The sequence below is a fragment of the Paenibacillus nanchangensis genome (genome assembly GCF_046543445.1).
GTDB classification, from domain to species: Bacteria; Bacillota; Bacilli; order Paenibacillales; family Paenibacillaceae; genus Paenibacillus_AQ; species Paenibacillus_AQ nanchangensis.
In genome coordinates, this window is sequence record NZ_JBHOFD010000007.1 from 179,471 (window position 1) to 191,052 (window position 11,582).

General features: G+C 53.1%; 8 protein-coding genes and 1 riboswitch. Of the genes, 3 read left to right on the plus strand and 5 right to left on the minus strand.

Annotated elements, in window-relative coordinates:
* Positions 1-69: 69 nt before the first annotated feature.
* Positions 70-146, plus strand: a riboswitch (glycine riboswitch).
* A 165-nt stretch (positions 147-311) separates the two neighbouring features.
* Both ACE6ED_RS07630 and helD read left to right on the plus strand, forming a co-directional pair.
* Positions 312-1,706 (plus strand): amino acid permease, encoded by a 1,395-nt coding sequence (locus ACE6ED_RS07630; protein WP_410826501.1) that lies wholly within the window; start codon positions 312-314, stop codon positions 1,704-1,706.
* A gap of 331 nt (positions 1,707-2,037) precedes the next feature.
* Positions 2,038-4,455, plus strand: coding sequence for an RNA polymerase recycling motor HelD (gene helD, locus ACE6ED_RS07635; RefSeq protein ID WP_410826502.1), 2,418 nt, complete (start codon positions 2,038-2,040; stop codon positions 4,453-4,455).
* Between the two features lie 2 nt (positions 4,456-4,457).
* On the opposite strand, the gene ACE6ED_RS07640 is transcribed toward helD, so the two are convergent.
* From ACE6ED_RS07640 to ACE6ED_RS07660, 5 genes are all read right to left on the minus strand, one after another.
* Positions 4,458-4,976, minus strand: coding sequence for a hypothetical protein (locus ACE6ED_RS07640; protein WP_410826537.1), 519 nt, complete (start codon positions 4,974-4,976; stop codon positions 4,458-4,460).
* Between the two features lie 231 nt (positions 4,977-5,207).
* Positions 5,208-5,588 carry a hypothetical protein gene (locus tag ACE6ED_RS07645; RefSeq protein WP_410826503.1) on the minus strand — a complete coding sequence of 127 codons (381 nt, stop codon included), beginning with the start codon at positions 5,586-5,588 and terminating at the stop codon, positions 5,208-5,210.
* A 44-nt stretch (positions 5,589-5,632) separates the two neighbouring features.
* Positions 5,633-6,709 (minus strand): hypothetical protein, encoded by a 1,077-nt coding sequence (locus ACE6ED_RS07650; protein ID WP_410826504.1) that lies wholly within the window; start codon positions 6,707-6,709, stop codon positions 5,633-5,635.
* Positions 6,710-6,823: 114 nt separating this feature from the next.
* Positions 6,824-7,510 carry an FAD-dependent thymidylate synthase gene (gene thyX / locus ACE6ED_RS07655; RefSeq protein ID WP_410826505.1) on the minus strand — a complete coding sequence of 229 codons (687 nt, stop codon included), beginning with the start codon at positions 7,508-7,510 and terminating at the stop codon, positions 6,824-6,826.
* 233 nt (positions 7,511-7,743) lie between these two features.
* Positions 7,744-10,647: a glycoside hydrolase family 3 C-terminal domain-containing protein gene (locus ACE6ED_RS07660; protein WP_410826506.1), complete on the minus strand. Its 2,904-nt coding sequence runs from the start codon at positions 10,645-10,647 to the stop codon at positions 7,744-7,746.
* A gap of 264 nt (positions 10,648-10,911) precedes the next feature.
* On the opposite strand from ACE6ED_RS07660, the gene ACE6ED_RS07665 reads away from it, so the two are divergent.
* Positions 10,912-11,490 carry a TMEM175 family protein gene (locus ACE6ED_RS07665; RefSeq protein WP_410826507.1) on the plus strand — a complete coding sequence of 193 codons (579 nt, stop codon included), beginning with the start codon at positions 10,912-10,914 and terminating at the stop codon, positions 11,488-11,490.
* The last annotated feature ends 92 nt before the right edge of the window (positions 11,491-11,582 follow it).

An 11,582-nucleotide genomic window follows, 5' to 3' on the forward strand; every position in this document is an offset into this window, starting at 1 on the left:
AGCGAGCTTCATCGCACGATTACAACTAAATGATTACAAGCTATGATTGCTATGGATCACACTATAGCAGGAGCAGCTTCTGGAGAGACCGCGTTTTGCGGCGCCGAAGGGTTCATAATCTCAGGCAAAAGGACAGAAGAGTATTAAATAATCTATTCGTTTTCCGGGCGGCCGCCGGGGTGCGATGGATTTTATTTATTATTCTTATGACCATGAGATTGGAGCGCATCCAATCTCTTTTTTTATTCTCCGGAAACTTTGTTCAATGTTTCACAATCAGGGATTGTCCGATTTTTAAGGGGGAGTTTGATGTGGCAGCGCAAGAGCTAAAAAGAGATTTGGAGAACCGGCATGTACAGCTTATCGCGATTGGGGGGACGATCGGCACCGGGTTGTTCCTTGGATCGGGAAAAGCGATTCAGCAGGCAGGGCCGTCCATCATTTTTGCATATCTGATTATTGGAATTGCCGTGTTTTTTGTAATGAGGGCGCTGGGGGAACTGCTGCTGTCCAAGGCAGGCTATCAATCCTTTACGGATATCGCCGAAGATTATCTCGGGCCGCGCGCAGCGTTTATAACGGGCTGGACCTACTGGTTCTGCTGGATCATGACGGCCATGGCCGATGTGATCGCGGTTGGGGTATACGTGCAGTACTGGTTCGATATTCCGCAGTGGGTGCCCGCCGTCATCTGTCTGGTTATTTTGCTTGGACTCAACTTATTGACGGTTAAAAACTTCGGAGAACTGGAATTCTGGTTCGCTCTGATCAAGGTGGTGACCATTCTCGCGTTAATTGCGATCGGCATTGTTTTGCTGGTGATCGGATTCAAGACCGATACGGGGACGGTTACGCTGAACAACCTGTGGGAGCACGGGGGATGGTTTCCGAACGGGGTATCCGGGTTCCTGCTGTCCTTTCAAATGGTGGTGTTTGCCTTTGTTGGCGTGGAGCTGGTGGGGGTGTCGGCAGCGGAAACGGCCAATCCCGAAAAAAACATCCCGTCGGCGATCAATAAAATCCCGCTGCGGATTCTCTTTTTCTACGTCGGAGCGATCATTGCTCTGCTGAGCATCAATGCATGGACGGAATTGAGTCCAGCCGAAAGCCCGTTTGTAAAAACCTTTAATCTGGTCGGGATTCCGATCGCGGCAGGCATCATTAACTTTGTGGTCTTGACTTCGGCGGCTTCCGCCTGCAACAGCGGGATGTTCTCCACCAGCCGGATTCTTTATAATCTGGGCAAAAACGACCAGGCTCCAGCTGCTTTTGCCAAATTGAACAAAAACCATGTACCCAGCAACGCCTTGTTTGTATCCACAGTAGTGGTGTCGGTGGGGGCGCTGCTGAGCAAGCTGATTCCCGGGCAGGCCTTTGGGATCGTGACGACGATCAGTGCGATTTGTTTTATCTGGGTGTGGAGCGTTATTCTGGTGTGCCATGTGCGGTACAAGAAAACGAAACCCGAGCTGCAGGCGCAATCCAAATTCAAAGCTCCGTTTACGCCGTTTATCAATTATGTGGTGTTGGCGTTGTTTGCAGCCATCCTCATTATTATGCTGTTTGCCGAGGAGACGCGGCCGGCCCTGCTGCTGACCCCGGTGTGGTTTATTCTGCTGCTTATTCTCTACTCGGCGAACCGGAAGAAGCGGGCGAGAATCACTAATAGCAGCCCTGTCGTTCCTGCCAAACCAGCGGGCCATTAATCCCAGCCGAAGGAGATAAAAAAGAAGACGGTAACTGGCTCTGGTTGCTGTCAAATTGTCGAGAGACCCCGGGGCATTTTACCGCCTTGGGGTTTCTTTCATCTTCACAAAGCAAATCAAAAACCCCGGCAAATTTGCCCGGGGGTAAAATTATCGTATTTAGTTGCACGCAAAGAAAATTTGTTATATGATCGAAGAACGTATCAACAACAATATAACGAACCAAGTATTTATCATTTTATTTACATTTTAATCTTACCACGCGGCATCAGGGTTTGTCAAACTTTCTTTTGCCTCAAAAAAAATGAATAAAAGGGGTGCGGGCAGGAAGATGATCAACGCGGAAGAATGGAAGCGGGAGCAGGACCGGCTGGATGAGGTAATGGCAAAGCTGCGGTCAAGGCTTGCTGAACTGGAGCCCGAGGTTAGCGGGCTGCACAGTCAGGTAACGGAATTCCGCAGGCAGTTTTGGGAGGAGGTTACTGTCAATACCGGCACAGATGAAGATTTTGAAGAAACATTCTACAGCATCCGGCAGCAGGAAGCGTTGTTGTCGGAGCGGGAGCGGAGCCACAGGCTGCGCTTGCAGCAGTGGAAAAACTTGAACCGGCTGCAGTCCTCTCCTTATTTTGGACGCATTGATTTTCAAGAGGAAGGCACAAGAACCAGCGAGCAGGTCTACATCGGTGTCTCCTCTTTCGTCGATACGGACGGGATGAATTTCCTGATTTATGACTGGCGGACGCCGATCGCAAGCATGTACTATGACTACTCTCCGGGTGAAGCCCAATATGAGACGCCGGGCGGAACGGTCTCCGGGACGATGCAGCTGAAGCGGCAGTACCAGACGCGCGGCGGACAGCTGCTGAATGTCTTCGACACCAGTGTCACGATTGGCGACGAGTTGCTGCAGCAGGTGCTTGGCAAGGGTGCTGACAATCAGATGAAAAGCATCGTCGCAACGATTCAAAAGGAACAAAACGCCATTATCCGCGACGACAAAAGCCGGATGCTCATCGTGCAGGGCGCAGCCGGCAGCGGCAAAACCTCGGCGGCGCTGCAGCGGGTGGCCTATCTGCTGTATACGCACCGGGAGCGGCTGAAGGCCGATCAAATTGTGCTTTTTTCGCCGAATCCGATGTTTAACAGCTATGTCTCGACGGTTCTTCCCGAGCTTGGCGAAGAGAACATGCAGCAGACTACGTTCCAGGAATACCTGGACCATTGGCTGGGCAAGGCGTTTCGTGTGGAAGACCCGTTTGACCAAATCGAATACGTGCTGTCGGAGCAATCGGATTCAGGGTACGAAGCCCGGCTGGAAGGGATCCGGTTCAAAGCATCGGCAGGTTACCTACAGGCGCTTCGGAACTATGCGGTGTGGCTGGAACGGGAGGGCATGCGTTTTGTCCCCCTGCGTTTCAGGGATCGGGATTTGATTACGGCGCAGCAAATGAAGGATAAGTTCTACAGCTATGACCCGTCCATTCGCTTGCATAACCGCATTGCCCAGCTGCAGGAGTGGCTGCTGCGCGAGCTTAAAGTGCTGGAGAGCAAAGAGCGGGAAGCCGCTTGGGTACAGGACGAATTGGATTATCTGGATAACGACCAATATGTCGAGGCGTACCGTCAGCTGCATAAAGACCGGGGTGTTTTTGATTTTGCCGAGCAGTATGAAGCGGTCCGCGAAAGATTGGACAACCGGAGCAGACCGGATGAAGGCGATTTTGACTATGCCGAACGGGAGGAAGAGCTGCTTAGACGGACTGTTGTTAAGGAACAGTTCAAACCGCTGAAGCGGATTATCAAGCGGTTGGGGTTCATTGATCTGGTTGGACTGTATGGGCAGCTGTTCCAAGAAGAAGCAGCTTACAAGCGGATGACGGAGGGGGCGGAGGTTCCGCCGCTGTGGCCGGAGATTTGCGGACAAACCAAGGTAAAGCTTGCACAGCAGGAGCTGTATTATGAAGATGCAACCCCGTATCTGTATCTGAAAGAGCTGATTGAGGGCGTTCGGACGAATACGGAGGTCCGGCATGTATTTATAGACGAAGGACAGGATTATTCGGTGTTCCAATACGAGTTCCTCAAAAAGATGTTCCCCCGTGCCCGGATGACGGTGCTCGGCGATTTCGGCCAGGCGATTTTTGCCCAGTCGACGGAGCTGCACGGCGAAGCATCGCCGCTCACTCAGCTGTATGGAGAGCCGGATACCCGCCTTATCCGCTTGGTGCGCAGCTACCGGTCAACCCGCGAGATTGTGGACTTCACCAAGTCGCTGCTTCCGGACGGCAAGGAGATTGTTCCGTTTGAACGGAGCGGAGGTAAACCGCAGCTTTATAAAGCTGCCGAAGGCGGAGAACGGGCCGGGCAAATCACGAAGCAGCTCGCCGCACTTCAGGCGGAAGGGCTCGACTCTATCGGGATCATTACAAAAACGGCGGCCGAAGCCAAGGAAGCTTATGAACGGCTGGCCGCCCAAGGCGTCCCGGGGCTGAAGCTGGTGACAAAAAACACGCCGACTTTTGATAAGGGAACCTTGATCCTCCCTGTATACCTGGCAAAAGGCGTCGAATTCGACGCCGTGCTGGTGTATGACGCTTCGGCTGAGGCATATCATCGGGAGAACGAGCGGAAGCTGTTTTATACGGCATGCACGCGTGCCATGCACCGGCTGCTGCTGTTCAGCGTTGGGGAATGGACGCCGTTTATTCAGGACATCGACCCGGTGTTATATGAGGCGGGAAACTAAAGCTAGCGGCGGCTTGGAGTCCGTCTTGTTTTGGCGGGCCGTTTTTTCTTACTGCTGCGGGTCCATTTGTTAGCGGCGGTTCCGCCTCCACCTACAGCATGCTGCTGCCTGGTCCCCCTGCTCTCGATCGCCGAGTTGGTTCCCCCGGTGCTGTAGGTGCCGGCGCCGGTTGCGACTTGGGTCGCCGATGCCGTCTGCTGCCCCTTGGGCAGTTTGACCACCTGATCATTGACCACAATGACCACGTGTTTGCCGCTACGCTTAGTGCGGACCGGCAGAGGTTTGGCATACCGCAAGCCTTTTGCCCCTTTGTTGTTTACTCCTTTGTTGCGGGCGGTTCCTCCCGCGCCCACACTCTGCTGCTGGCGGGTGTTCGGAGAATTAATGGCCGCATTGTTCCCGGCTGCACTGCTCCGCCCGGCCCCGCTTGAGATTTGGGTAGTGTTCGGCGCGTTGGTGAACTGCCGGTTCAAAATGAAAACAAACCTGTCGATACTGGAAACCGGGGTGCTTACCTGCATACGCCGGTTTCCTTTTTTAATGATGATGGTGAGCCGGTCCTTCGATCTAGCCGCTCTGGCCGCCTTTGTCACGTTGTAGCCTCCTTGTCCTGTCTGCCTTCTAAAGTATATGTGGCAGGAGGCTGGTGGTCAGGGGCAGCTGACGGATGGCCTGAAAATTATTCCGGAACTTAGGCGAGGCGGTTGGAGAGAAAGCATGCGGTTCTAAGATTCCGGCTCACGCTGAACAAACTACCATTCCCCGACCCAAACCGGTTTTAGCTGGGAATACCCCATCTCTTGCAGCAGATCCCATGCATGCTTCATAACGTGAGGTTGCTCTTGAGTAAACCAGGCAGGCCGTTCCTTTTTTAAATAGGAGAGAATCTGTGCAATATGCTTGGGCTTGCCCAAATGAATAGTGGTCTGCAGGCCGTCTCTTACCGCCGTAATATCATAGAAGGCCCACAACGTATAAGGGTCTTCATCCGGCGGGTCTGCCTGAAAAATCAAAGTGATTTTGATGTTTTTATTGTTTTTGGGAGAGAGGTTTAAACTGAATCTGTGTCCGCTTGTATACCAATAAACATAAGCTTGTCCTTCAATCGTCAGATTTCTTAACTTGCTTTTCATCTGATTCGCCTCCTTACGGCCCGGGCAATGCGGAGCAAAAGGGATTACAAATAAATGCCTTTAGCCCGTTCGCCGAAATATTCGGTGACCTTCGGGTAGGATCTGATGTCAATGTGGTGCAGCCTCATCATCCGCTGGATGAAGATCGTGTCGGCGAACATTTTATTGAGGATAACGCCGCATACTGCTGGATCACCCTTGAAATAGTCCACCAGATGATTGACCTCATCGAAGTTAAAAAACAAGATATAACACACATAATTCTGCAGCAGTGTACTGAAACAGTGAAGGTGATAGGGAGTGGAACGGTGGTCCGGCAGGCAGCTCCGCATTACCTCAAACACCGCGGCTTTATCGTTCGCGTAAGCATGGATCATGCCGTCCACATTGTTAATCAGCTCCAGGACAGGCTCCACCCTGGCCTCCGGCGGGAGGATGAGCCTCCCCATTTTTCCTTCTATGTGCCCCAGCAGCTGTAAGGTGAGGTTCTTGCAAGCGTTAATGTCCTCCGATGACAGGTTGACTGAACCGCTAACCTTCTCCACATTATCTCTGTAGTAGTCGTGATAGACGGAAACATAACGTTCCATATTGATGCCGGTTTTTGTATGGATCAAGTTTTGTCCGCTAAAGGAAAAGGCATAAAGGGTATCTCCATTCACCGGATGAGCATACAGGTAAAAAAACCAGAAGAAGTCTCTCAGCTGACACCTTTGTTCATCGTCCAAGGTGACGGAATCGGCCAGGTGGGTCAGCTGAAGGAAACCGTAATTTTTCATAAAATCATTCATCGCATTATACGGGTAGATCTTGGCCACAGATGTCGTCGAATTCAGTGTAAACAGCAAATAGTAGCATATAAGCTCATCATATACATCCATTTGGGGAAAAGAGGACAAGAGTACAGGTTCCCAGTCGGGACTAGCGGTGTAATTGGGGTCTCTTGGCTGTAATTCAGAGATCCAACCGCTGAAGGCCTCCTCTGTTTCGCCTGCGAAAAACAATTCTGCCCCGCCACCTTCACATGGGCTGTACTCAAAACGGTCTAGGGGTGTAGACGGCAATCCCCGGCTGAATTTTTGGTTCAGATATTCGTTGTACAGCAACTGCAGGTCTATCACTTTTCGCCACCTCGGTTTATAGAATTCGGCACAAGCCCACGCGGGTACCCCAAGGCCCCTCAGTTCGTGGATTCGCGTGCACTTCAGTCTCTCAGCCCCCCATGGCAAGGAGCATTATGACTTAAGCAGCTCCTTGATCGATACCGGGAACAATGGCGTGATCAGCTCATACACGGCTTTTGCGTATTGCTGAATTTCATATTGGGAATCGTGGGCGAGCCTTTGATTCAGAAAATGGCAGACGGACTGAAGGGAGGCAGTCCAATAATACGCCGTATACATTCCGTAAGCGGATGGAATTAACAGGCGTGCCTGTTCAGGAGCGATGTCATTTTCCAATGCCCACTCGTAGTCCTGCAGTCCCTGCTCGATTTGGCGGAGCAGCCGGGCTGTGGCTTCACGGCCGATTTCTTCATCAACCGGATCGCCGCTGCCCTGCTTGGAATTCGCGGGTTTACTGCGCCAATCCACAGGATTCGGGACGTAATTTTCCACATCAATTGTAATGTATCTGCGGGATGCTTCGTTCCAGGCGTCCATCGTATGGTCGCTGCCGACGACATATTTCCAATGCTGTCTTGCCACCATAAGCGGCGCATAAACCTCGAATTGAACCGTAGCGTGGCGGAAGGGGGACATGTGACTTTCCCTGGCAAGAAACTGAATCAGCTTGACATCGCCGGGAGTGAGTTCTTTGGATTCTTTTGCGTAAGACACTCTGGCGCTGTTGACCACAGACAAATCCCCGCCCATATGATCGACAAGCCGGACATACCCTTTATCAAGTACATTGATTTTCATTGAAGCATTCTCCTTACCGCATTTTAGGTACCCAATCATCATAACAAATGGCGGAAATCGGGACCAGCGGGTTCATGAAACAACAAGGGAGGCGAACATATATGAATAAAGCGAATCAAATCTAAAGCGAACCAATCTAAAGCGAATCAATCTAAAGCGAATCAATCTAAATAAAGAGACTGTATTAAAAAAAGAAACCGGATCCCCCTTAGGGAACCCGGTCCTCATCCTGCCTACAAAATTTGAATGGTACTAACAGCAGCTGTCCCATTTATGATAATGTACACGTCCTGGCGGCCGTGGACGCCGCTCACCTCGGCGGTATAGTCCCGCCAATCTTGAGCGCCGCCAGCCTCCAGCTCCACCCGGCCCGCCAGCGGACCGTCCGGGCGCTGCAGCCGGAGCTCGGCCGAAGCCGCCGTCTGGCTGGCCATGCGGAGCTTCACTGCAGCCGCGCCTGCGCCGAATTCGGCATCCCGGAAGGCGATCCAGCCGGTGCCGCCCGCGACTTCCACGGCGCTGCCGCCCTCCCGGCATTCGCCGATCAGGACGCCTGCATAGGCGTCGTAGTTGATCGCCTTCACCGCCCGGGACAAGTCGCGCGGCGGAATCGGTTCGCCCGTCACTTCAAGTGCCGCGCTTACCGGCAGCTCCGCCGAAGAAGGGCCCGCCATAAGGAGGAAGGTGCCGGGCTCAATGCAAAAGCGGTCCCGGGTGACATCCCAGATTGCCAGCTCGGAGAGAGGCAGCTTGAAGCGCACATCTACCGACGATCCGGGCTGCACCGGGACCCGGCGGAACGCAAGCAGCTGTTTCACCGGACGCTTCACGCGGGATTGCTCAGCATGTCCGTACAGCTGCACCACTTCTTCTCCCGCGGTATCGGATATGTTCGTTACCCGTACGGTCACTTCAATCTCTTGTCCTTCTTCCGCAGTCGCCTGCTTCCGGTCCAGCGTTACCCCGTCGTAACGGAACTTGCTGTAGGATAACCCATGTCCAAACGGATACAGCACATCGCCTTCAAAATAACGGTACGTTCTGCCGCCTTTAATAATGTCGTAGTCCATAAATTCAGGCAGCTGACTGGCCGACTTGTACCAGGTCATATTCAACCGGCCGGCCGGGTTAACCTCGCCAAAAAGTACGTCGGCGATGGCATGCCCCAGCTCCTGTCCGGCATGGGTGCTGTACAAAATTGCCGGCACGTGGCTGTCCGCCCAGTTCAGTGCGTAAGGGTAACTGCCCACTACAACGACGATCGTGTTTGGATTAACGGACAGCACTTCCTGAATCAGCCGCTCCTGTGATTCCGGCAGTGTGATATCCGGACGGTCGACCGTCTCTTTGCCGTTGATCAGCGGGTGATTGCCGACAAACACCACGGCCAGATCCGCTTCAGCGGCAGCTTCCTTCGCCGCCTGGAACTTATCCGTCACCGTTTCCACCTCAAAAACATCGGCGCTGATTTCTTCTTCGCCGCCGGTCACGGATGCCGCACCGGCTACGTTAATTTCATTGGCCGTTTCTTCCGCGCTGCCTTTACCGGCAAGCAGCTCCCCGGTGTCCGGACTTACGGTTACGGGCGTATCGTTCCATGTGGAGAAGGTCACCGTTCCGCTTCCTTCCGCCGCAGGACGGACGAGGAATACCTCTTTGGTGAACCACTCCCAGATCCGGTCTGCCGAAGCTTTTACGATCCGGTCATCCGTAGTCAGGTAACGGCCATTTTGCTCTGCGATAAGTGTGTGGCTGTTCCAGCCCCAATCGGTAACTTCAAAAATATCGGCCTGGTCTTCGGCCTTACCGGCTGCTGCAAGCTCCGCCTGTTCACCGTCCTGCACCCGGACGTATTGCCCGTTGCGCTTGGCCTTAAGTCTGACGCGGTCTGTTCCGCCGGAAAAGACCGTTTGGCCGCCATGCGCCTCCAGCTTCTCCTGAATGCCCTGCAGCGGTGTTACTGCGTAAGGCAGGGAGCCGCTGTACCAGTCGCGGTAGACGGTGCCGCCCAGCGGCCCGATCACAGCGGCTTTTTTCAGCTTGTCGGCCTTAAGCGGCAGTATGCCGCCTTCGTTTTTCAGCAGCACAACCGCTTTGCCTGCCGCTTCACGCGACAGCTTCGCATGCTCGGGGTGCAGAATCGCTTCTTCGCCAATCGCCGCGTAAGGATTATCTTCCTCCGGGTCGAACTCGCCCAGACGGAAGCGTACGCGGAAGGTGTTATGGAGCGCAGCATCCAGGTCTGCTTCGGTGAGCAGCCCTTCCTCCAGCGCCTCCCGGAGCGCCTGCTTAATCAGCTCGCCGTCGTCGGTGATGCTGTCGATACCGCCTTCTTTTACCGAACGGGCAACCGCTTCTTTGTGCGTCTCCAGGTAGCGATGGTCGCGTACCGTGCCGGACACGTCAAACGCATCGCTGACGACAAAGCCGTCCATACCCCACTCTTTTTTAACAATTTCATTAACTTCCGGCAAAAGATTGGCCGGCACGCCGTTCACGGCATTGTAAGCCGTCATCATCGACTGGGCGCCGCCTTCTTTGAACGGGATTTCAAAAGCCTTCAAATAATATTCGCGCATATTGCGCGGGTCAATACTGACCGACTTGTCGCCCCGTCCTGCTTCATTATTGTTGGCGATAAAATGCTTCAGGGTAGCAACCGCTTTCAAATATTTTGGATGGTCGCCTTGAATTCCTTGCACAAGCGCAGCCGCCAGTTTACCGGCCAGGATCGGATCTTCGCCGTACGCTTCTTCGGTCCGGCCCCAGCGCGGGTCCCGCTCCATGTCGACAGTTGGCGCCCACAGCGTAAGTCCGTTGATTTCCGGATTGCGTTTGTAGAAGCCTCTCGCTTCGTCTCCGATAGCGCTGCCAATTTTCCGCATCAGCTCCGTATCCCACGTGCACCCCAGGCCAATCGGCTGCGGGTATCCGGTGGCTTCACCCAGCCACGCCATACCATGGGCCGCTTCCGTCCCGTGTTTATACGCTTTCACGCCAAGCCGCTCAACGGCGGTTTGATATTGAATCATCAGCCCCACTTTTTCATCAAGCGTAAACCGGGAAACCAGGTCTTGTACCCGTTTCTCCAGCGGCAGTGAAGTGTCCTGGAATGGATATTGGATTGTTTCAGACATGCTTGAACCTCCTTTTAGTCAGTCCCCTTACGCGTCATTCTACCCAATATTGATTTTTGCGGCTACCCACAAAATCAGATGCGTTTTCATAGACTATTAGCGATTAGGATAAAAACGGGCGACAAGTTATCCAATTAGGAAGCAGTCCCGAGCCCGGTCCATATTTAAATAGAAAGTTTTTCTTGACAGGGAGAGCGGTTTGTGTGAGTCTACTGATGCCGAATAGGCTAAACTACTAGCGGAAAGCGGGAAGGAGAGGGCCATTTGAAAGCGAACCGGATGGAAGCATTCAGCGATGGCGTGCTGGCGATCATCATTACCATTATGGTGCTCGAATTCCAGGTGCCGGAAGGGCACGATTGGCATGCGTTACTTGAGCTTGGACCAAAAGTGCTTAGCTACATCTTCAGTTTTGTGTATGTCGGCATCTACTGGAACAATCATCATCACCTGCTCCATATGGTCCGGACGATGAACGGGCGGTTAATGTGGCTCAACCTGCTGCTGCTATTCTGGTTGTCACTTATCCCGTTTACGACCGCCTGGATGGGCGAAAGCCGTTTTGCCGCTACACCGACGGCCTTATACGGCATTGTGCTGCTGATTGCGGCGTTAGCATACCGTCTGCTCCAGCTGGCCATCATCAGGCAGCATGCCGGCGATTCTGCTTTTGCCGCGGCGATGGGGAAGGATTGGAAAATCAAACTCTCCCCGCTGCTTTATCTGATTGCGGTGTTAACCGCGTATGTGAGCACCTGGATATCCGGCTTCTTTTTTGTATTGGTTGCCGTGATCTGGTTTGTACCGGATAAACGGATTGAGCAGGCTATAGGGGAACGTTAGGATTGGTGTGTAATACATAAGGCCATACATAAGCGTGTGTCTCTATATTAGGAGAACAACCCCGCCTTATTATGCATGGACCGTTAACAAGC

What these genes read in the sequence shown, in the direction of transcription:
- helD (WP_410826502.1), top strand. Translation starts at nt 2,038, where the DNA reads ATGATCAACGCGGAAGAATGGAAGCGGGAGCAGGACCGGCTGGATGAG.
- ACE6ED_RS07640 (WP_410826537.1), bottom strand. Translation starts at nt 4,976, where the DNA reads ATGCAGGTAAGCACCCCGGTTTCCAGTATCGACAGGTTTGTTTTCATT.
- ACE6ED_RS07645 (WP_410826503.1), bottom strand. Translation starts at nt 5,588, where the DNA reads ATGAAAAGCAAGTTAAGAAATCTGACGATTGAAGGACAAGCTTATGTT.
- thyX (WP_410826505.1), bottom strand. Translation starts at nt 7,510, where the DNA reads ATGAAAATCAATGTACTTGATAAAGGGTATGTCCGGCTTGTCGATCAT.
- ACE6ED_RS07660 (WP_410826506.1), bottom strand. Translation starts at nt 10,647, where the DNA reads ATGTCTGAAACAATCCAATATCCATTCCAGGACACTTCACTGCCGCTG.